The organism is Paenibacillus sp. FSL K6-2859, from assembly GCF_038008265.1.
GTDB classification, from domain to species: domain Bacteria; phylum Bacillota; class Bacilli; order Paenibacillales; family Paenibacillaceae; genus Paenibacillus_AQ; species Paenibacillus_AQ nitricinens.
Map to the genome: position 1 here is coordinate 4,968,299 of NZ_JBBOYU010000001.1, position 22,814 is coordinate 4,991,112.

15 protein-coding genes are annotated in these 22,814 nt (G+C 41.5%); all 15 read right to left on the reverse strand.

Annotation, left to right across the window (positions count from 1 at the left end; genetic code table 11):
* Window positions 1-4: 4 nt before the first annotated feature.
* The 15 genes from MHB64_RS22355 to MHB64_RS22425 all read right to left on the reverse strand — a co-directional run bounded on the left by MHB64_RS22355 (window position 5) and on the right by MHB64_RS22425 (window position 22,692).
* Window positions 5-2,242, reverse strand: coding sequence for a stalk domain-containing protein (locus MHB64_RS22355; protein ID WP_341135399.1), 2,238 nt, complete (start codon window positions 2,240-2,242; stop codon window positions 5-7).
* 663 nt (window positions 2,243-2,905) lie between these two features.
* Window positions 2,906-3,133, reverse strand: a complete 228-nt coding sequence (locus MHB64_RS22360; protein WP_341135400.1) for a hypothetical protein — start codon at window positions 3,131-3,133, stop codon at window positions 2,906-2,908.
* 101 nt (window positions 3,134-3,234) lie between these two features.
* Complete coding sequence (locus tag MHB64_RS22365) at window positions 3,235-4,020, reverse strand: response regulator transcription factor (RefSeq protein WP_094873711.1); 786 nt, start codon at window positions 4,018-4,020, stop codon at window positions 3,235-3,237.
* Window positions 3,995-5,851, reverse strand: coding sequence for a cache domain-containing sensor histidine kinase (locus MHB64_RS22370; RefSeq protein WP_341135401.1), 1,857 nt, complete (start codon window positions 5,849-5,851; stop codon window positions 3,995-3,997). Before MHB64_RS22370 ends, MHB64_RS22365 begins: the two co-directional genes overlap by 26 nt.
* Window positions 5,852-5,879: 28 nt before the next feature.
* Window positions 5,880-6,710 carry a carbohydrate ABC transporter permease gene (locus MHB64_RS22375; protein WP_094873715.1) on the reverse strand — a complete coding sequence of 277 codons (831 nt, stop codon included), beginning with the start codon at window positions 6,708-6,710 and terminating at the stop codon, window positions 5,880-5,882.
* Window positions 6,710-7,594 carry a carbohydrate ABC transporter permease gene (locus tag MHB64_RS22380; RefSeq protein WP_094873717.1) on the reverse strand — a complete coding sequence of 295 codons (885 nt, stop codon included), beginning with the start codon at window positions 7,592-7,594 and terminating at the stop codon, window positions 6,710-6,712. Before MHB64_RS22380 ends, MHB64_RS22375 begins: the two co-directional genes overlap by 1 nt.
* 127 nt (window positions 7,595-7,721) lie before the next feature.
* Window positions 7,722-9,131, reverse strand: a complete 1,410-nt coding sequence (locus tag MHB64_RS22385) for an extracellular solute-binding protein (RefSeq protein WP_094873719.1) — start codon at window positions 9,129-9,131, stop codon at window positions 7,722-7,724.
* Window positions 9,132-9,552: 421 nt separating this feature from the next.
* The gene (pflA, locus tag MHB64_RS22390; RefSeq protein ID WP_042190523.1) at window positions 9,553-10,290 is read right to left on the reverse strand and encodes a pyruvate formate-lyase-activating protein; all 738 of its coding nucleotides are present in this window, start codon (window positions 10,288-10,290) and stop codon (window positions 9,553-9,555) included.
* Between the two features lie 215 nt (window positions 10,291-10,505).
* Window positions 10,506-12,767, reverse strand: a complete 2,262-nt coding sequence (pflB, locus tag MHB64_RS22395) for a formate C-acetyltransferase (RefSeq protein WP_094873721.1) — start codon at window positions 12,765-12,767, stop codon at window positions 10,506-10,508.
* Window positions 12,768-13,019: 252 nt separating this feature from the next.
* Window positions 13,020-15,641, reverse strand: a complete 2,622-nt coding sequence (gene adhE, locus MHB64_RS22400; RefSeq protein WP_042129885.1) for a bifunctional acetaldehyde-CoA/alcohol dehydrogenase — start codon at window positions 15,639-15,641, stop codon at window positions 13,020-13,022.
* A gap of 401 nt (window positions 15,642-16,042) precedes the next feature.
* Window positions 16,043-17,506 (reverse strand): ABC transporter substrate-binding protein, encoded by a 1,464-nt coding sequence (locus tag MHB64_RS22405; protein WP_094877976.1) that lies wholly within the window; start codon window positions 17,504-17,506, stop codon window positions 16,043-16,045.
* Between the two features lie 132 nt (window positions 17,507-17,638).
* A complete protein-coding gene (locus MHB64_RS22410; RefSeq protein ID WP_094873727.1) occupies window positions 17,639-18,511 on the reverse strand; it encodes a carbohydrate ABC transporter permease in 873 nt (290 codons plus the stop codon).
* A gap of 1 nt (window position 18,512) precedes the next feature.
* Complete coding sequence (locus tag MHB64_RS22415) at window positions 18,513-19,433, reverse strand: carbohydrate ABC transporter permease (protein WP_094877975.1); 921 nt, start codon at window positions 19,431-19,433, stop codon at window positions 18,513-18,515.
* 117 nt (window positions 19,434-19,550) lie between these two features.
* Window positions 19,551-20,879: a response regulator gene (locus MHB64_RS22420; RefSeq protein ID WP_094873731.1), complete on the reverse strand. Its 1,329-nt coding sequence runs from the start codon at window positions 20,877-20,879 to the stop codon at window positions 19,551-19,553.
* 19 nt (window positions 20,880-20,898) lie between these two features.
* The gene (locus MHB64_RS22425; RefSeq protein WP_373455904.1) at window positions 20,899-22,692 is read right to left on the reverse strand and encodes a cache domain-containing sensor histidine kinase; all 1,794 of its coding nucleotides are present in this window, start codon (window positions 22,690-22,692) and stop codon (window positions 20,899-20,901) included.
* Window positions 22,693-22,814: the final 122 nt, after the last annotated feature.

Genomic DNA, 22,814 nt, shown 5'->3' on the forward strand with positions numbered 1-22,814 from the left:
AGCTTTATTTCTTCGCTGGTAGCGGTGTAACCAGGAAATTCACCGGCAAGTTACTACCAGAAGCTGCTGTGAACAAAATCTCCACGGAGCCGCCATAATCACCAGTACGATAAATCACACTGTTCATGTCAGCACTAGAGAGACTTCCCGAAGTCGGCATTTGTACGATTTGACCATTAACCATGACAGGTCCCATGTAATTACCGCCACGTGGATTAAATGTAATCAATGAATTAGGTGCAACACGATCGAATTTGATTTTGTACAACACGCCGAAGTTACCTGCATTAGACGCTTCAGTACCATTCATTGGGTCTACACCGGTCAAATTCAAATCACTCGAATTGTCACCGAGAAGAAGTCTTACAGGAGTTGTTCCTACTTCGTCAGTAACCGTGATGATGCGTGTAGAATCAGCATAAGTTCCCCGGTTATGCACCCCATCACGATCCAATATTGGAAGTGTAGGAAGTGTAGTTAGAGGATCTTTATTCGCATCGATCATCATGACATTATATTCAATAGGATAATCACTAAATAAATCCGCTTGGAGGGATACAATCTCGCCTGGTTTCATTGCAATTTTGTTTAGATCCGTAAGAATCGATACACTTTCTCCTGGTTGAAGGACCGTTGTCTTATAATGTTCCCTCGTAATCATAGACTTCCAGTAACGTTCCACAGACATTTTACCAGTGCCTTCCGGAAATGAACTTGGACCGCCAAAGCCTACATACTCAGTTGTAATTGTCGTAGGGTACAGATTGTTATTCTTAGCAATCACATACACCTTCGTTTTAATATTCATATTATTCTTGTGGTGGACTAAGAAGCGAGTTCCGCCGAATGAAGTTTCTTTGTAAGTAATCCCTTCCGTATTCACCGTTTCCGGACTGTTACTACGGATAAGATTATAAGGCTCGGAAGAAAGATTATAGGCTACCTTCTGCCAAGTTGGAACCATCGATCCATCAATGTTAAACACGCTGCCTGGAGCACCGAATAATCTATAGAAATCTTCTTTACTGTATAAGACTTCATCTGAAATATTAATGGTCTTCTCAAAAGTGCTGATTGCGCCATGTGAATCTTTGACTTGAATAGCCACTGTTGCTGGACCTGGTGTAAAGAAAGCTTCTGCTTTGTTCGTCCAAGTCACTTCAATTGGATCACCGTCTGGGTCGCTGCTTAGATCCGAATAAGTGATCATTTCACCCATCTTGTAAGAATCTTTGTCTGTCGTAAAATTAGCGACTGGTGGTGTATTTGGTTTCAGTACATTGATGGTAACAGAGTAAGGATCACTCCACTGTCCACTTGCATCCATAACAGAATAGGATACTACATAAACTCCTGGTTGATCATAAACATCCTGCTTACCTTCCCAACGTTCATCTACTATAGCGGTACCATTCGGAGAAGAGCTGGAAGTTACAAAATTCACAGGATCACCAGCATAAATTTCAGTTGGCCCTGTAAAAGAAGCTTTAGGCTTCGTGTTCAACGTAAGAATCACTCGTTTTTGCACATTATCAACCGTATAAGGAATGCCTAATGCCCCGGTGATGGACGTCAAAGGAATCATGAATGTACCATTGGTTTGGTAAGCTGGACCTTTCATCGTCACATTTTTACCATTAACGGAATAGATCTTACTGTCCGTCTTAAAGCGCATTACATCGGTTCCTTTGGTAACAATGGTCTCTTTCGTTTTATAATCGTAAATGTATTTCACACCTACGCGTTCCACCATAGCTCGGATCGAAACGTATGAGACACCATTCTTCACGGCCATTGGCTGATTAGCTAAATACTCAACGCCGTTTTGATACATTTTGTTGCTGTTCATCATAAGAACAAGCTGATTACTAGCTGCAGCACGAACACCATCCGTTGGTATAGGCTGTGTAGTGGTTACAGGTGTTGCAGTAGGAATTGGTGTAGCCGTTGGTTCGGTTGTTGATGTAGGTTCAGTTGTTGTCGCAGGTTCAGTCGTCGGTTCAGTTGTTGCCGCAGGAATTGGAGTTGGTGTAGGTGATAATACTCCCCCTGGAGCCTCAGTTTGCAATGGTGGCAATGGGTCTGTAGCTTCTGGCATTACATCCGTCACAGAGGAAACAATTGTTCCTACTGTATTCGTATTACCTGAAGTATTATTGACAGCTTCAGCAAAAGCCGGCACTGCCGAGGCGGCCTGCGATACGGCCAAAACAGCAACTAACGTTAATTTCTTTAAATCCATGATATAACTCCTCTGCTCCTATTTGTAAATATAAGTAGGTCTCTGTCTTTTTCATACGCCTCTTATATTCCCCGCAAAAACGCAACCGCTCTCATCAGAGCGGAAGAATTGCTTTTTGCCACGTTCGTTATAACAAAACATAGTATTAGACGCATCCGGCCGCAAAAAGTTTCATTTTAAAGTAAAGAAAGATTAACTCAGTATTAAAACAAGCAAAAATAACCTTTCATCCGCTACCCGAAAAATATGAGATTCCACAGTTTTATTATCACAAGTATCCCCGGCTAATACTGCGACTATAAATACCATTCATTTGGATCTACTCCAAAGAACGAAAGCATTGTGCTTGTAATGGTCCAAGCTGCCTCCATTGAGAACAAAAAGCTCGCTATCCCAACCCAGGCACTTCCTAGAATCCCTTTCTGGTAATTGATATAGCAGTATAGGGATCATATTCCATTTATATAAAAAAAAGACATGATTATCCTTAATAACTAAGAATAATCATCTCTATGTTTTAAATCATTTAATCTTATGTACCTTTATCACAGCCGCAGACTGGTCCAATAGGCCCCTCGCCCTTCTATCACAGCCGCAGGCTGGTCGATAGTCTTTCGCCCTTCTATCGCAGCCGCAGGCTGGTCGATAGTCTTCGCCCTTCTATCACAGCCGCAGACTGGTCGATAGTCTTCGCCCTTCTATCACAGCCGCAGACTGGTCGATAGTCTTCGCATTCCCCAAGGAGTCCCCACGTCCGTAGGAGTGGGACGACCCCATATCCACAACGAAGTGTGGTGAGGGAGAAGGAACGGAGAGGAAGTTTGGAACTGTAGGAGCGGAGCGTTCGCCTTTATCCTCGGATTTCAACCGCAAAGAGCGGTTTCTAATCAAGAAATCTGAGGATAACAGCGACCGGAAGTCCAAACATTCCTCGCAGTGACGCTGACTCTCACCATACTGGCCAGCCTAAACCTCACCACACGCCGCCGGACTCATAATACTTCACTCCGGCACCGATCACGATACTCCTTAGGAGACATCCCCGTCTGCTTCTGAAATACCTTCGTGAAATAACGTCGTTCCTGATAACCGACTCCGGAACCAATCACCGTAATGCTTTTATCGCTGTTAGTAAGCATAAACTTAGCCGCTTCAATTCGTTGTTGTGTTACGTATTCCACGAAAGTCATTGCAAAACGGTTCTTAAACAAGAGGCAGAAGTAACTGCCGCTAATGCCGATCTTATTCGCCACTTCCTCAATCCCGATATCTGAATGAAGATGTTCAGTGATGTATTGAGCAGCCAAGTTCATTAGCTGATCCGGCGTTTTTTTACCATTGTCAACTTCAGGAATCTCCTGAAATAGAGGGATACTATTGTACAGTTTATTCTTAAACTGTTTACTACGGATATTAGCTCCGATCTCACGCACCTTATTGCCAAGCTCCTCATAATGTATCGGCTTACAAATGTATTCTCTTACCCCGAGCCGGATCGCTTCCCGTGCATAGTCAAATTCCTGATACCCGGTAAGAAGCAGTACCTCACTATCCAATCCCAATTCCCGCAGCTTTCCTACAAAAGTTAATCCGTCCATCACTGGCATACGAATGTCACTCAACACAAGATCGGGTTGCTCCTCTTCAGCAATGCGCAAGGCGTCCATACCGCTTCGCGCCATACCGACGACCTCCATCCCCATCTCCTGCCATGGCAACACTCTTTTCAGATTATTCAGAATTGGGGCTTCGTCATCTACCAATAATACTTTTAGCATAATGATCTTCCCCCTGCTCGTATTTAGGTATGACACATTGAATAATAGTACCATATCCTGGACTGGAACAAATAAATATTCCATATCTGTCACCGTATTCAATGCGGATGCGATCCGCTACACTGCGTATGCCAAGACCTCTGCGTTCAAGATTCATCCGGTTTTCCCGTTCAACTTCAACCTCTTGCTCCACAGGATCATTCACAATATATTGGAAAATAGACAACTGAGATGGTGTAATTCCAATACCGTTATCTTCAATTCGTAAAATTAAGTCCCCTTGCTTCTCCCAAACTTTCACAGAAACTTGACCTTTGTAATCAATACCCTCAAATCCATGCTGAATGCTATTCTCTACAAGCGGTTGCAAAGTAAGCTTTAAAATACCGCAACTCATCAATTCTTGTGGGATATCAATATCGTATTCAAATAAATCCTCAAATCTAAATTTTTGAATATCCAAATAATTGCGCAGATGTTTAATCTCTTCATCCAGTGTAATTTCTTCTCGATCCTGAATGCTAATACGTAAAATACTTGCCAGTCGGTAGACCATCTCACTGACTTTCTTGCCTTCATTCTGTATAGCCAGAACATTAATCGACTCTAACGTATTGAATAAAAAATGCGGTTTAATCTGAGCCTGCAGAACACGCATCTCGGCTTGATTCTTGCGACGCTGTTCCAAATGGATTCTGTTAAACAACCGGTTAATTTTATCCATAAGATCATTAAAGCCCTTACCAAGAAGCGTTAACTCATCGTTCCCCTTCACTTCTACCCGCGAAGTTAGATCTCCATCCTCAACACGTCGCATAAAACGAACAATTACGGCTATTGCACCAGTAATACGATTCATAAAGAATAGATTGAAGATCACCGCTGCCAAAAAGCAAAGGAAGATTACCCCAACAAACCAGCGTGCAAATACTGTAACTTCTCGAGATAAAGAGTCCCATGAGGTTACAGACACTAGACTCCAAGGATAATCCTTCAAATGATACATGGAGAGAATACTTTTCTCCCCGTTATACTCTGTTTTAAAACTCTGAAACCCTTTTTTGAAGGTAATCTCTTTATTCGCGAATGACTGAATATCTTGCCCATCCAGCTTTTGATCTGGGTCAAATAGAATCATTCCATCATCATTTACTAGCATAAACGAAACATCCTGATTGCTATCCCCAATTTTTAAATTGCGAAATATCGATTCGAGCTCCCAATTTTTGATCTGTACAACAAGGATACCTATGTTCTGAAAGAAGCTCAGTTCCTTCACGAGTCGAATTTGTGTAAACACAGGTTCAGTTCCTGTAAGTTCAGGATACTCATGAGGAGCCAGCCATTTCGGCACGCCATTCAAATCCATTACTTCCTGGTACAAATCACTTTTTTTGAAAGTATCATAGGGTAGCGTTCGGAAATTTTCCTTATTAAAAAGCGACACGATTTCAGAGTTACCTCTACCGTTAAAATTGTACAAAAAAGCATAACTGATCGATGGATGGTTAAACAACAGACTACGGAAATTGCGCTGGCTTGCATTCAAACTGAGTTGCTCAGCATCCGTCAAATCCTGATTAGAAGGATCTTCGGCGCTAAGTGCCATATGAAAAACCGAGGTAGCAATTCCGTTGTCTGTAACGTTATCCATATCTTTTAACACATTTGAAATACTATAACTAATAGCTTTAAGTGAGTATTCCGACTGCTGGCTGTACTTCTTCTCAATAGAGTTATAAGTCACAAAGAACATAAGCATGCCTAGAATAAATAAGGGAATGATTATCAGGCCCAAAAATGCCGTAAATAATTTATAGCGCAAATTCATCGGCTAGTGCTCCTGACTGAGAAAAAAGTTATCCTTTTACGCCGCCCGCTGTTACGCCTTCAATAATTTTTTCCTGTAGAATCGCATAAATAACAATTACTGGAAGCACACTGAAGACGATACCCGCTGACATTTGTGCATAGTTCATCTGATATTGATCACGGAATTGAACCATACCCACTGGGAGCGTCCGCAGTTCGTCATTCGATAGGAAGTAGTTTGCCAGCAAGAATTCATTCCAATTGCCCAGGAAATTAACAATGAATACAGTAACCATGGCAGGTACGGTTAGAGGTACAATAATTTTAGCAAAGATACCCGGTGCCTTCAACCCATCCATGACCGCAGCCTCTTCAATTTCTCTAGGTAACGAACGCATAAATGCAGCCAATATTATAATCGTAAATGGAATTGCATTCGCGATATAAGGAATAATCAACGCCCAGTGTGTGTTCAGAATTCCCATTTTGCGTACAATCGTATAAATAGGAAGCATCAATGCGTTGTTTGGAATGAGCATTCCCACCATAACTAGCGTGAACAAAATCGTATTCCATTTGCCTTGGCGCATCCGTGTTACCGCAAAAGCAAACATAGAAGCTAGAATGATAGACACTACAGAAGCTAATATGGAAATGTACAAACTGTTAAAAAAGTAGGTGCTGATCTTGGCGTTTACCCAAGCTTCAACGTAGTTACCAAAAACGAACTCCTTTGGAATCCCAAAAGGGTTAAGCGCTATCGCATTGTTATCCTTTTTCACAGATGAGAATAACACGAACAGGAAAGGAAATAGAATAACTAGTAGATAAGACAATAGTGCGACATGGGGCAGACTTTTTTTCAGGGCGCGTGGCATCAGTATTCAATCCTTTCTGTGCGTCGGGCTATCAGCAGCTGATAAACGGCTGTAACCACCAATGTAAATACAAAGATCAGGACTGCGATGGTGTTACCGTACCCGTATTTAAAGTTCGTAATTGCATATTTAATCATGTAGGTTGCCATTACATCGGTTGAACCTGCAGGTCCACCCTTAGTCATTACAATGACGATATCCGCCGCTTTCATTGCTCCTGCAATGGATAACATGATTACAACAGAAATGATCGGAACGATTAGCGGAAGTGTGATGCGTGTAGCACGTTGGAATCCAGTTGCGCCATCAATGGCAGCTGCTTCATCCAATTCACCTGGTATCGACAGAATAGCTGCCAGTACCATTACGATATAGAATCCAGTCCACTGCCAAGCATTCGTGATCAGGATCGATAACATTGCGAATTTTTCATCCGACAGCCAGTAAATTGGATTAATCCCCACTAAGCCTAGAACCTTATTTAAAAGTCCAATGTTGGGCTCATAAATGAAGCCCCATAGAATACCGATAACTGCTGTAGACATAATGGAAGGCATGAAGACCGCTGTCTTATATAAGCCTTTCAGTTTCTTTACATTCGATATCAATAACGAGAAGAATATGATTAACGGTACCTGTACAAAACAAGAGAAAAGAATGAAAAAACCGTTATTTTTGACAGATATCCAGAATCGTTCGTCTCCTAATGCCTTCTCAAAATTACTGATACCGGCAGACTTGACTGTGTCAGATACCCCGTTCCAGCTAGTAAAGCTGTAATAGATTGAACTAAAGATGGGATAGATGAAAAACATCGTGAACAAAATCAGTGCTGGAAGAATAAAAAGGAAAAATACCAATGGATTTCTTAGTGCTTTATTCATGACTACCTCCGGTTGCTTTGACATCTGGCGAACAATGAATGTTTTAGATCTTTGCAAACACATAAATTCTTTGAGTTTAAAAATGTACCCTGGTTCTGGCACCAGGGTACATTCAATTTGCAGCTACTTATTCAACTGCTGCGTTTGCTTCTTCTTGTACCTTCTGTAATGCTTCGCCCATTTTCTCAGGAGTTGTCTGACCACCAATTAGCTTTTGAATTTGAATGTTACTGATTTCTGTAGTTACATCAGCTTGAACAAGTGAATCAAATGCTGGGAACGAAGATTGTGAGTTATTAAGTACACCAACGATTTCGCTCATCAGATCATCCGTAATATTTTCGTTCAGAACGTTTTGGTCAATTTTCATTGCTGGCAATACGCCATCTTCAACCAGTCCACGTAATTGCATTTCTTCATTAAATAGGTTTTTGATAAATGACTTCACAGCAGCCAATTGACGTGGATCTTTCTCAGCAGAAGCAGAGAAACCGTAGCCATTGTTTACATCGCGCATCAATGCAGTTTGGTCGCCTACGCCACCATCAACTGGAGGAATATTGAAGAATCCAACTTTACCGATCAAACCTTCGCCAGATTGTCCTTCTTTAAATACGGAAGATTTCCAAGTACCATCATACAAGAGGATTGCTTCACTACTAGTGAATTGCGTTGTATATTCAGCATACTCGAAACCAAGTTCGCCTTTTTTGAAGTATCCTTTGTCAACCCATTCTTTGTACTTCGCAAAACCTTTTACAACGTTTGGATCAGTCCATTTAGCTTCACCTGTTGCAAACTTAGCGGTTACATCTGGACCTGCATAACGTGACCACAAGTGGTTAGCTAGCATAAGTGGTACCCAACCAGCCTTAGATGCACCAGCCAAAGGTACTTTTCCGTCAGCTTTGATGTCAGCCAATTGTTGTTCCAATTCAGCAAATGTTGTTGGAGCTTTCCAGCCCTTGCTATTGTAGTACTCTTTGTTGTAGAAGAAACCTTCACCAGATCCACCGATAGGCAATCCGTAAATTTTTCCTTCATAAGTGAAAGGATCAAGATTTGAGAATTTATCCTTAATTCCAAGTTCCTCTAGGATTGGAGTCAGATCGAGTAATTTACCTTCTTTAGCATAGATCTTAGAGTCAGGGCTTCCGAAAAGATCGAAGATCTCTGGTGGATTACCTGCAGCCATTTCACCACGTAATTTTTCTTTACGGTTTACATCTGAATCTACTCCATCAAGCTTAAAGGTCAGACCCGGTACATCGCCTTCTACCTTTTTCACTACTTCTTGCAGAATTGCTAAACGCTTCTGTTTGTCGGCACCGATTTGAGTGTGACGAATCGTCATTTCGAACGGTTCGCTACTTACAGGTTCTTCTGTTGCTGGAGCATTTGTAGCATCCGCTGAATTCGTCGCGGTAGCGTTTCCATCTCCTTTGTTAGAAGATGCATTGTTGTTGCTTCCGCAACCTGCCAGTAAAGCTGATGATACAAAAATCAGGGACAATAGCAAAGTCATACCTTTTTTCATTTCTTGTGACCCCCCATATAATGTTGTGCTTTACACTTCTTATTATAGAAAACAGATTCCATTCTCGTAAGGTTAAGATTCATCCACTATAGGGATAAAAATCTCTAATGAAAGCGGAATCAACTACACAACGTGTAATATAACATAACTTTATTTTAGTAAAAATTACGATTATCTGCTAAATAGCGTGGATTAGTCATACATATACTTAGAAAATAATAATAAAAACTCAATTCAATGACATAAAATCTATCATAATTTATTTCCAACTCCTTAATTAATAGCTGGAAATATATCATTTTTTTAAAGGTAAAACACAAAATTACCCCTTTTAATGACATCAGACGTCCCTCATAACAAAAAAACCGTTCCTTCAGCAGTAAATCACTAAAGGAACGGCTCCACTTAATGTAGAGATAAATTATACCAACGCTGTCTGCTTGCGACCTTCTTCGACTAAGCGGTACGCCCGCTGAACTTCTTCATCTGTAGGGGATGGCACTCCATCCAATTCATAAGCCTTGCCGAGCATTTCCCATTTATAGATACCCATTTGATGATAAGGTAAGATTTCAAATTTCTCAACGCCATTTAAGGTTCCAATATATCGACCCAGATTGATAAGGTCCTCTTCACGGTCATGAATGCCTGGAACATATACATGTCTAATCCACATCTTACGGTTATGATCTGACAGCCAGCGCGCAAGCTTCAAGGTCCGATCATTAGATTTACCAGTTAACTTAATGTGTGCTTCTTCATCAATATGCTTCAAATCAAGCATCACCAAGTCCGTAACATCCAATAAGTCATTAATCTTGTCACCTTCGTTATAACCATTACTATCTAATGTAGTGTGCAGATTCCAACGCTTTTTAACTTCCGTAAATAACTGCTTTACAAATTGTGCCTGCAAAGTTGGTTCTCCGCCGGATACAGTTAACCCACCACCGGATGAACGATAGTAGTTTAAATATGGCTCGATCTCCGAAAGTACTTCTTCTAGAGTCATTTCCTTACCTTCATCTAAAGCCCAAGTATCAGGGTTATGGCAATACTGGCATTTCAGCAAGCACCCTTGCATAAATAAGACAAATCGAATACCAGGCCCATCAACGGTTCCAAAGGTTTCCAAGGAGTGTATGCGACCTTTAATCATAGGATGTCATCCTTTCTCCACGACTGACTAACAGTCCATCTTTCACGAAGAAGAACCCCTGCCCATAAGACTGTGTTCTCCTTAAACGCGACCGTAAAATTTAAAATTTTAATGATTCTTAAACAAGATATTACCGCCCTTGAAACAAGAGCGGTAATTCCTTGCAATTATTTTAGTGCATATCTCAATGAAAGATCTTTATAAATATAAACAACTTACATTGAACCATGGAAAGTACGGTTAATTACGTCCATTTGTTGTTCGCGAGTCAGCTTGATGAAGTTAACTGCATAACCGGATACACGGATAGTCAATTGTGGATAATTCTCTGGGTGATCCATAGCGTCCATCAGCTGTTCACGGTTAAATACGTTAACGTTCAAATGCTGCGCGTTGTTATGGAAGTATCCGTCCATCATGTGTACCAAGTTAGACTTGCAGGATTCATCGTCTTTACCTAGTGCCTTAGGTACGATGGAGAACGTATTGGAGATACCATCTTGGGCATCGGAGTAAGGCAGTTTGGCTACAGAGTTCAGTGAAGCCAGTGCACCTTTCTTGTCGCGTCCGTGCATTGGGTTAGCACCTGGTGCGAATGGTTCGCCTTTTTTACGTCCGTCAGGTGTTGTACCTGTCTTCTTACCGTACACAACATTCGAAGTAATGGTCAATACCGATTGAGTCGGTACAGCATCACGATATGTTTTGTTTTTACGGATCATAGACATGAAGGTTTCAACCAATTCTACTGCGATGTTGTCTACAGCATCGTCATTGTTACCGTAGCAAGGGAATTCGCCTTCCGTTTCGAAGTCAATTGCAATACCTTCTTCGTTACGGATTGGTTTAACCTTCGCGTATTTAATAGCACTCAGCGAGTCAGCTGCAACGGACAGACCAGCGATACCGCAAGCCATCGTACGCAGAATGTCGCGATCATGCAGTGCCATTTCGATACGTTCGTAAGAATATTTGTCATGCATATAGTGAATGATGTTCAAAGTGTTAACATAAGTCTTAGCCAACCACTCCATCATCGGTTTGAAGCGTTTCATTACTTCGTCATAATCCAGATATTCAGAAGTGATCGCTGGGAATTCCGGCCCAACTTGTGCTCCGGATTTTTCGTCTTTACCACCATTAATAGCATACAGCAAAGCTTTTGCCAGGTTGGCACGAGCGCCGAAGAACTGCATTTGTTTACCGATACGCATTGGAGATACGCAGCAAGCAATAGCGTAATCTTCACCCCAGTACGGACGCATTAGATCGTCATTTTCATACTGAATTGCACTAGTTTCGATAGAAACCTTAGCACAATATTTTTTGAAGCCTTCAGGCAATTTTTCGGACCACAGAACAGTTAAGTTCGGTTCCGGAGCCGGACCCAAGTTGTACAGGGTGTTCAGGAAACGGAAGCTGTTCTTGGTAACACGAGTGGTTCCATTTTCAGCCATACCACCGATGGATTCAGTTACCCAAGTAGGGTCGCCGGAGAACAGATCGTTATAGTCAGGTGTACGCAAGAATTTCACGATACGCAGTTTCATTACAAAATGATCGACAATTTCTTGTACTTGTTCTTCAGTCAAAGTACCTTCTTCAATATCGCGTTCTGCATAGATATCTAGGAAGGAAGAAACACGTCCCAAGGACATTGCTGCACCATTTTGTTCTTTAACTGCTGCCAGGTATCCAAAGTATACCCATTGAGTAGCTTCTTTGAAATTCGTCGCTGGTTTGGAAATATCCATTCCATGTGCAGCAGCCATTTCTTTCAATTCGCCCAGTGCACGAATTTGCTCAGACAGCTCTTCACGCAAACGAATTACTTCTTCTGTCATGGAATCAACTTCAAGCTCAGCTAATTGTTGCTTTTTGTCTTTAATCAAGAAATCAATACCGTACAGAGCAATGCGGCGGTAGTCGCCGATAATGCGTCCGCGGCCGTAAGCATCAGGAAGACCTGTGATAACGCCGGATTTACGCACCGCTCTCATGTCTGGTGTATATGCATCAAATACGCCTTGGTTATGCGTTTTGCGAATGTTCGTAAACATGTCAACGATGTTTTGTGGAAGCTCGAAGCCATAAGCCTTCGTAGCATCGACCATCATCTTGATCCCGCCGAATGGCTGAATGGAACGTCTGAAAGGAGCGTCAGTCTGCACGCCTACAATTTGTTCCTTGTCCTTGTCAATGTAGCCTGGAGCATGTGAAGTAATTGTGGAGACAGTATCTAGGGAAACATCCCATACGCCGCCTCTTTCTCTTTCTTCCTTGCTCAGTTGGGAAATAATCTTCCACAGTTCAGTTGTGTTACTAGTAGGACCTACGAGGAACTCTTCGTTACCTTCATAAGGCTTAATGTTACTAGCGATAAAGTTGTTAACGTCAACTTTCTTAGCCCATTTACCTTTTGTAAAACTTCTCCAACCGGATTTCACTTCATTTACTTCTTTTTCAATCACCGACATGCTAAATCCCTCCATCTATATTTATTATATTTGTAGAGATCGCGGGCTTGAAGGTTGATCCCGTGTCTCGTGATCCCCAAAAGATGTGGTTGTTCCAAATTTCACAATCAACATTTCATATGTGGGACCGTTGTTTATATAAACATTCTAGTTTATTTTCTATAAAAACACTGTGACAAATATCACCTTTCGAGTGATATTTGTCACCTTTATCTAATTCCACAACTATCCTATTCTCTATTTAACCATTTATTAATTATCAAATCTTCCGTAGAACGCATTACGGTATACATCAGCAAGCTCAGATACCAGTGGCAGCTTAGGATTGGCAGTTGTACATTGATCTTCAAACGCACGGTCAGCCAAGTAATCTACGCGGGATTCGAAGTCCTTAGGATCAAAGCCCAGTTGCTGGAACGATTCTTCGATGCCCAATTTTTTATTCATATCGCGAATAGCATTGATCAGGCTAGTTACACCTTCTTCAGTTGTGCGGGCTGGCAATCCCAGAATACGGGCAATTTCAGCATAACGCTCATCAGCTACGAAGTGCGAATATTTAGGGAACGAAGCGAACTTCGTAGGTTTTTTAGCATTGTAGCGGATAACGTGTGGCATAAGGATCGCGTTAGTCCGACCATGAGCAGTGTGGTACTGTCCGCCCCATTTATGCGCCAAACTGTGGTTAATACCCAAGAATGCATTGGCAAAGGCCATACCAGCAAGTGTGGATGCGTTATGCATTTTTTCACGTGCTACTCTGTCACCTTCCAGCGCCGATTTTTCAAGGTATTGGAATACCAGTTGGATGGCTTTAATAGCTAGACCATCAGTATAGTCACTCGCCATAACAGATACATAAGCTTCGATAGCATGTGTTAATACGTCCATACCTGTATCAGCAACTGCAGTTTTTGGCAAGCTGTATACGAACTCAGGATCAATGATAGCTACATCTGGAGTTAACTCGTAGTCAGCCAATGGATATTTAGTGTGCTGTTCAGTTGTTTTATCGGTAATAACTGCGAAAGATGTTACTTCCGAACCTGTACCCGAAGTAGTTGGAATCGCTACAAACTTAGCTTTGTTACCAAGTTTAGGGAATTTGTATACCCGTTTACGGATATCCATGAATTTTTGTTTCAGACCATTAAAGTCTGCATCTGGATGTTCATAGAATAACCACATTCCTTTTGCAGCATCCATTGGGGAACCGCCGCCAAGTGCGATGATGCAGTCCGGTTGGAATCTGTTCATCATTGCAGTACCTTTTTCAACTGTAGTTGTCGATGGATCTGGTTCAACTTCAGAGAACACTTCGATAGCTACAGGAGTTTGCCGTTGACGCAGGTAATGTTCAACTCTTTCAACATATCCAAGCTTAACCATCATTGGGTCAGTGATAATTGCGACACGTGTGATATCAGGCATTTTGGTCAGGTACTGAGTAGCGCCTTTTTCGAAATAGATCTTGTCAGGTACTTTAAACCATTGCATATTCACGGTACGACGATTCACCCTTTTCACGTTGATCAAATTGATTGCTGTAACGTTTTGCGACACGGAGTTACGACCATAAGATCCGCAGCCCAGAGTCAATGAAGGGATATTAGTGTTATAGATATCGCCGATCGCACCATGTGTGGAAGGCGAGTTAACGAGAATACGTCCTGTTTGCAGACGGTTAGAGAACTTCATGATTACTTCTTCATTGTTGGAGTGGATAGCCGAGCTGTGGCCCATACCGCCAAATTCAACAATTTGAGCTGCGCGTTCGATACCTTGATCTGCATTCTTAACTTTGTAGCAAGCAAGAACCGGGCTTAATTTTTCAGCGGACAGTGGATATTTAGTGCCTACTCCTTCAAGTTCTGCTACCAGAATCTTTGTGCCGGCAGGGACTTGAATGCCACACATTTCAGCAATTTTCACTGCGGATTGACCTACGATTGCTGGGTTAACCGCACATTTATCTACGTTCATTGCTCCACTAGTCAGTTTGGCAGCTTCTTCTTTATTCACAAAGTAGCAGCCATTAGCAATCATTTTTTTCTTCACTTGATCGAAGATTGGTTCTTCGATAATAACAGCTTGCTCGGAAGCACAGATCATACCATTATCAAATGTCTTAGAAAGAATGATGTCCGTTACGGCTTGATCAATATCCGCGCTCTTTTCAATGAAAGCAGGTACGTTACCAGGGCCTACGCCAAGTGCTGGTTTACCACAGCTGTAAGCTGCTTTTACCATTGCAGAACCACCAGTTGCCAAGATAAGAGCAACGTCTGGGTTGTTCATCAATGCGTTTGTCTTGTCCATTGTTGGCATTTCAATCCATTGGATACAGTTCTCAGGAGCGCCAGCTTTCACGGCAGCATCATGAAGAATTTTGGCTGCTGCTGCACTACACTCTTGCGCAGAAGGGTGGAAACCGAATATAATAGGGTTCCGTGTCTTAATCGAAATCAACGCTTTAAACATCGTGGTGGATGTAGGGTTGGTTACCGGTGTGATACCCATAACAATTCCGACGGGTTCAGCAATTTTTTGGAAGCTATCATAAGCGTTGTCTTCAATAACGCCTACTGTTTTATCGTATTTAATTCCGTGCCAGATATATTCAGTTGAGAAGATGTTCTTCGTAATTTTGTCTTCGTATACGCCGCGTCCAGTTTCTTCTACGGCCAATTTTGCGAGGTACATATGTTTGTCGAGTCCAGCCAACGCCATTGCATGAACGATTGTGTCAACTTGCTCTTGGTCTAGCGCCATGAACGCCTCATGCGCTTTTTTTGCTTTATCCACTAAATTCTGAATATACTCTTCAGCAGTAACTTGTTTAACTTGGGCGGCGACTTCGTTCTTAACTGCCATCTCCCTCGTCCTCCTGTCAATTTTTAGTTGTTTTTCTCTACACATTTATCTTATCACATGATTTCTACCTTGTATAGTGAAATCTTTCACAAAGTATAAAGTTTTTTTGATTTGTTTTCAAAGCGCTTTCATTCGATCATATTATAGTGTTTTTACCATATTTTATGTTATAAAACCCTTTAAATCTTAGAATTATACTTTAATAAGCAAAATTTTAGCTCCTTTTTATTCCATATATCTAAAATCAGTACTCAAAAATGAATTCTCTTCATCACAGTCCCTTACGATTTTCCTTCACCGAAATAATTTCCAATTGATTATCACTATTTCTGAAGATTTATAAATTTATAAATCTTCAGAACAAAAAAACCGGCCCCAAAGGGGCCGGTTTTTGCATTAGACTATTCCGCTTTAATCGTATCAAAGAATTTCTCTTGCACTGTTTTAGCTGCTGCTTCTAGCTGGCTCTTGGAATCCGTTCCTTTTTTGGAGAACAGCTCTTGAATAACATTGGACATAGTTGCGTAATAGTCCTGTGTGTTGTATTGAGCTTCAGGTTTACCATCCAAAAGTCCCATAATATCAGGGCTATATTGGTATACATTTGTGTACTTGTCATAAACCGCTTTGGTCTTCTTACCAAACTCAGAATCTGCTGAGTAATAATCTAAGAGTGGCGGGATAAAGTATTTGCCATCAGCTGTACGTTGTTGAAGAACTGCATCCAGGGCTTCCAAACCTTTATCAGAGAAGTAATCAAATGTGATATAACGGAATGCCATTTCTTGCTCATCTGGTGTTGCATTCGGATTAATAACGAGGTAATCACCACCAAGTACCCCGGTGTGCTTACCGCCTTTTTCCATAGCAGGCATTGGATATGTGAGCACATCCTCAGGTTTCAGTCCGCCTTGATTCAGTGCTTGCTCGATTACGCCATCCGATCCAGCCATTACCATAGCTGTACGACTTTGTTGGAATGCGCCTACAGCATCGCCCCAGCCAAGTGCCCAGTCCTGAGGAATCGCGTTAGCTTCCCATCTAAGTTTTTTGTAGAAATCCAGTGCTTTAACACCAGCGTCGGAATTAAATGTAGCTACAACCTTGCCGCCTTCAACCTTTTGAATTTCACCGCCAGCTTCAAACAGGAAGTTGGTCCAGTTCCAGCCTGCTTCGTTACCTTTACCCATTGGAGCAATACCGGAAATGCCTTTTTTGACATCAGCTACGCCTTTAGCCGTATTCAGCATATCATCCCAAGTCCAATCCATTGGTGGGACTGCAACGCCTTTGTCATCCAGCATTTTTTTGTTGATCATAGTAGTTGTTACATAACCTTTTTGAGTTACGCCGAAAACTTTACCATCAATGATGAATTGATTTTGCAGTACTGGGTTAATTTGATCCTTAAATTCATATTTGTTCCAAAGATCCGTAATGTCAGCAACCCAGCCCTTTTCCACCAGGAATTTAGCTTCTGTAGCGTAGGTGTTAAAGAAGGTTGGTGCTTCATTCGCAGCCATTTTAATTCCGATTTCACTTACATTGTACTGCCAGTCATCTTTAACAATTTCAACATTAGGATATTCAGCTTGGAAACGCTTAATCTTGTCATCTTCTTGCGCTCTCACTTCAGTCAAGTCAGGTGTTGGATAGTGGATCTTGATCGTCACTTTTCTTTGAGTAATGTCCTCCACTGGCGCATCCGTAGCAGTTGCTGTATTATCCGTTACCGCATTTGTTGGCGCAGTAGATGCTTCCCCGCCTTTGTTCCCCGCTGTGTTTCCGTTATTGTTGCCGCTGCAAGCAGATAGCAACGATCCGGCTACAAGTACGCTTAGTAGAACGCTAGAGTACTTACGCATTGAAACTCCCCTTTTCAATTCATAATTATCTTACCTATCGATCATAAATTAGAAACCGTTTACAAACGAGGTGCATTTATATTCCTTTCATGTGCATGTTTACGATCCATGGGTAAATCCGTCGATAATTGCTTATCCTTTCACGGCCGACAAAGCAACCCCACGCATAATGAATTTCTGGAAAATCAAGAAGACAAGGATTGGAGGCAAGGATACTATAAACAGGATTGCAAACTTAATATTAGTATTGAGTGCCTTCACATTAATAACGTATTTATAAATGGCTGTCGCAAGCGTATATTTCTCTTCACTGTGCATAACCAAAGATGGCCAGAACCAGTCGTTCCATGCAGTAGAAAAGATAAAGATTGCTAATGTAGCAAAAATCGGAACGGATAGTGGCACGGCAATGGAGAAAAAGCTTCTCGGCTCAGAGGCCCCATCAATTCGTGCTGCTTCAAAGATTTCTGGATGAATTCCGTCAAAAAAGTTCTTCAGTAATAGAAAGTAAAACGTGTTCGCTCCCGCTGGCAACCAAAAGGCCGCGTACTGATTTAGCAATCCAAGCTCCTTCAGATTGACAAAGTTCGGAATCATGTAACTGGTCGCCGGAATAAATAATGTCATCAGAAAGAAGAAATAAATCGCTCTTTTGTAAGGAACATTCATACGAGAAATACTAAAAGCTGACATTCCCAATACGACAAGCGTCACGACCATATTCCCTAAAAAGATATAAATGGTGTTTCTAAGGAACATGGGTAGATCAATGTAATTCATCGCGTCTTTAAGATTACTGAAGTGCCATTCCTGAGGGAAAAAATGCGGCGGGAATGAATTCACTTCTTGATTCGACTTCAACCCGTTGAATAACGTCATACAAATCGGGTACAGCATGCTAAAAACCATAACCAAAATGACTACGCACATCAAACCATAAACGATCTTATTACTTGTTTTTTTCAAATCGTGTTCTGAAAGAATTCCTCTATCTGCGCTCTTCATCTTAGTAGTCCTCCTTGTTAAGCTTGAACTGTAAAATGCCCAAACCACCCAGGACAATGAACATTAACATGCCAAGCGCAGTAGCTGTTCCATAATCGAGTCTTGTAAAAGCATATTTTACGATCAACAGCGCATAGGTAAGCGTAGTGTTATTCGGCCCACCATCAAGCAGTGCCATCTGTGACTGATACCCTTGTGAAGTACCAATAACTTGTAGTATTAGCATCAAAAAGATTAAATTACGGAGTGAAGGCAAGGTGATGTACTTTATACGTGCCCACACACCAGCTCCATCAATTTCAGCGGCTTCATACCAATCTCTTGGAATACTAAGTACAGCAGCCAAGTATATTAGCATCCCTGATCCGAACTGTTGCCATGTCTCCATAAACACAAGAGAAATCATCGACCATCTTGTATCTGTTAAAAAGGCAACCTGGTCCACACCCAACGTGCCTAGTAATGCATTAATTGGGCCGACCGGATCATAAAGCCATCTCCATAGTCCATAGAGAACCACACCAGGCATTACGAAAGGAAGGTAAGCCGCTACACGTACAAAGCCCCCAAACTTTCTCAGCTCTGAGATCATGATGGCAAAAGCAATCGGAACCCAGAATCCAATAATAAGACATAGGAACATATAATACCCAGTGTTCTTTAATGCGGTCAGGACATCTGGATCACTAAGTGCTCTACTGTAGTTCTCAAAGCCTACGAAGCTGTTTCCTTTAACAAAATCAACATGGTAGAAGCTGTACAGTAAGCCTTTAAAAATTGGAACCCATAAGAACATTATAAAAATAATAATGGCAGGTACGAGGAACATATATCCCCAAAAGTTTTTCTTCCAGCGGTTTTGCTTGTACGGTGTCCCCTTCAGCGTCGCCGGGTTTTCGGTTACTACTGCGGTTTGATTCATCAGGCTCCCTCATTCCATTGTTCTTTCAGCATTTTTCGCAAAATGCTTCCTACCTTAAATTGTAGGAAATGAGGGTTGTACTGAACATGTCTATATCTACCGAAGTCATGAGTGTTTTTACTTCTTCAATTCGCTTGGACTAATTCCATAATATTTCTTGAAAATTTTACTAAAATGTTCCGGCGATTCATAACCCACACGTTCCGCAATTTCGTATCTGCGAAGATCGGTATTCAAAATCATTTCCCGGCTTTCTTCCATCCGGAGCTTGATTACATATTCCCACAGGTTATAACCTGTATTTTTCTTAAACAGGTAGCTCAAATAATTGGGGCTAACATGATTTTTCTTAGCCACATCGTGAATAGTAAGTCCTTTTTGAGCATAGTTCTCGTCAATATATTCTTTTGCTTTTTGTACGATCAGATTGCTATGAGTATGTAGTTCTTCTACAGAAGGATCACTCGTGTAGCTGTTCCAGTTGAAATCCCCATAATAGAACACGTAATGGTCACTATGCTCATTATTCCAGAGAATTGCATTAGAGGCCTGACGGTTCAAAACGGCCATAAACGAAAGCCCCTTTAAAATCTGGCTAATGCCAATGACCACATTCAGATGTAAATATTTATGGATATTAAAATGAAGACTACGACCAAGTATATCTAGCCTGTTGATTTGGCCGGCAGAAGAATCCTCATAGCTTTTTTCATCCCATTGGATAATGATCGTAATTTCTCCATCCGGCGCATAAAAGGCTATCGAGTTCCATTCCTGATCCATTAATTCTTTGGCAATGTTCAGCGCAGCATAACAAAGAAGCCGTCTGTCCCGCAAAGTATACTGCTTATTCTGGTTCACTCCAGTTAGTGGTACCTTAAGTTTTAATACGGAAAAATACGGCCCTTGTAGCTTCAGGTTATCCAGCTTCTGCAGGTTATCTGCCTCAGCTAGTACAACCCCAGGGTCAATGAGCAATTCGTTCAAGAACTTACTATATTCCGGCAGCGGCTCTTCCAGTCGAAAGCTTTCGTTAATTCCAGACATAAAGACATCTAGTTCTGGTGAGGGCTTCCCCATCTTAAGGAGCACATTTCGGACCGAATCCAAAAATTGCTCACTATTTAAAGGTTTGATTAAATAGTCCTTTGCCCCGAGCCTAACGGCCATTTGAGCATATTGAAACGTTTCATGAGCAGAAATCACGATGGTCTGTACCCATGGTTTGGCCAGTTTTGCATGCTGCATCAGATCAATTCCACTCATCGCACCCATCTGAATATCTGTAACGAGCAGATCAATCTCCTCCATACGGATACAGTCTAGCGCTTCAAATCCGCTATTAGCTGTATAGATATTAGAAATATCCAGCCCGGATGAAGCTAATAAATTGCTCAATCCTTTACAAATCAATGGTTCGTCATCCACAACCAATATATTGAACATATCTGCACGCTCCCCTTCCTTAGTCCTGATTCTCCGATTTCGGAAGCTTAACCGTTACTAGCGTTCCGCCTTCTGTACGAGGGGTATAGCTGATGCCATAATCAGAGCCAAAATGTAAATGAATACGCTGGTTAATATTGCGGATACCATAACCGCTAGTAGGATTGGGGCTATCATCATTCAATACAGCTTCTATGGCTTCATAGTCAACAGACTTATAGCCGTTATCTTCAATAGAGATCCTAACGGTTTCATCCTCACATACTGCAGTGATGGTGATCTCACCATCCTCGCCCATATTTTTAACCCCATGAATAATAGCATTTTCTATCAATGGCTGCAGCGTGATTTTAGGAATTAGGTTGCTTTTCGTATCCGGGTGAATATTCATCACAACTTGAAATACATAATCATAACGGTGCTGCTGCAGCTTGATATAGGCTGTTGCATGCTCCAGCTCTTCTTCAAGGCTGATCAGCTCCCTTCCCCGACTAAGACTGATCTTCATTAGTTTGGACAATTCCTTGATCATCTCGGCGGATTCGACATTTCCTTCTAAAGAGCTTTTCCAATAAATGCTCTCTAGGGTGTTATAAAGCAAATGAGGGTTGATTTGTTGATATAGAAGTTGAAGCTGGGATTCTTTCTGTTTAAGCTCCATCTGATATTTGTATGTGATTAATCCGTTCAGCCTTCGGGCCATATCATAGGTAGAAGCAATCAGCACACTGACCTCATCGTTACTCCCCCTCCGTGGTGTCTCTGGAACTCGATTACCCGGCTCGTATTTTCGCACGAAAAAAGCCAGCTTTTGCAAAGGAGTCATTAATGAACGCCAGAAGTATGTAATCATAATTAGTCCAAATACCGCATAAGCCACGGTGATATATTGAATAACACTTTTCATTTCGTTCTGTTGCTGCAGTAGCGCCTTCACCGGAACTTTGTAGACCAGTTTTTGTCCAAGCGCATGGTTATTGTTAACCACATAGATAAAATCGGAGGTAATCACATCCACAGTACCTTCCAGATCCTCGGCAACAACCGTCTCCGGCAACGCAATCACTTCCCCAGTATTATTAGTAGTGGAGGCAAGAACACGGTTGTTTAAATCTGTTAAGTAAATTTCGCCGTCAGGTAAAGATATCGATTTGAGGGATTCTCCAATTTTAGAGTCCATTTTGGTGATGACCAAAACGCCAATAGTCTCCGCTTTTCTAGAAATGTTGTTTACAGCTCTCATGTAAGTAAGTGTCTTTAAATTCTCCGCTTGAGCACTTAGCCTCTCCGTGAACTTCAGCGAGCCGCGTCCTTTTTTCTGAACAACCTCCTCAAACCAGTAAGGCTCTTCGGCTTTAGAAAAGAAATAAACTCCTGCCTTCTTAACCTGTGGAAAATTGGGAGCAAAAAAGTAATAATCAGTCGGATCGTATATATAAAGAGAGTAGTAAATGCCGTCACCACGTTCAGCACCCTGAGAGTAACTGAGCAATAGCTTCTCTATCGTCTCATATCGTTTGACTCGCTCCAGTATGGTATCCGAGCCAGTCATATTAATTTGCTGAATTAGAGGATTTTGAATCACGGTAGTAGTGATTTTATTTACGGTGTCGATATCGCGGTTAATGATCGTAAAGTTCTGCTTGTTCAATTCCACATATGCATTCGTAACATGGCGCTTCAGTATTTGCTCTGCCTTCAAATTTCCATATATGTTCAAAAAGAAAATAGGAGAAATCATAATCAGGAATAGTAGGATGAGCTGCTGCTTCACGTTCAGCTTTCGAATCAATCTAATCAGCCTAGACAACACTATAGTCACACCTCCGGGTTAAATAACTATATCAAAGGGACAAACGCTTACATATGTTCATTTTAAAGTTTTTTATGGTCATTTGTATGTAGTTTTTTTCTGTTGTGCGGATTATAAGAGCA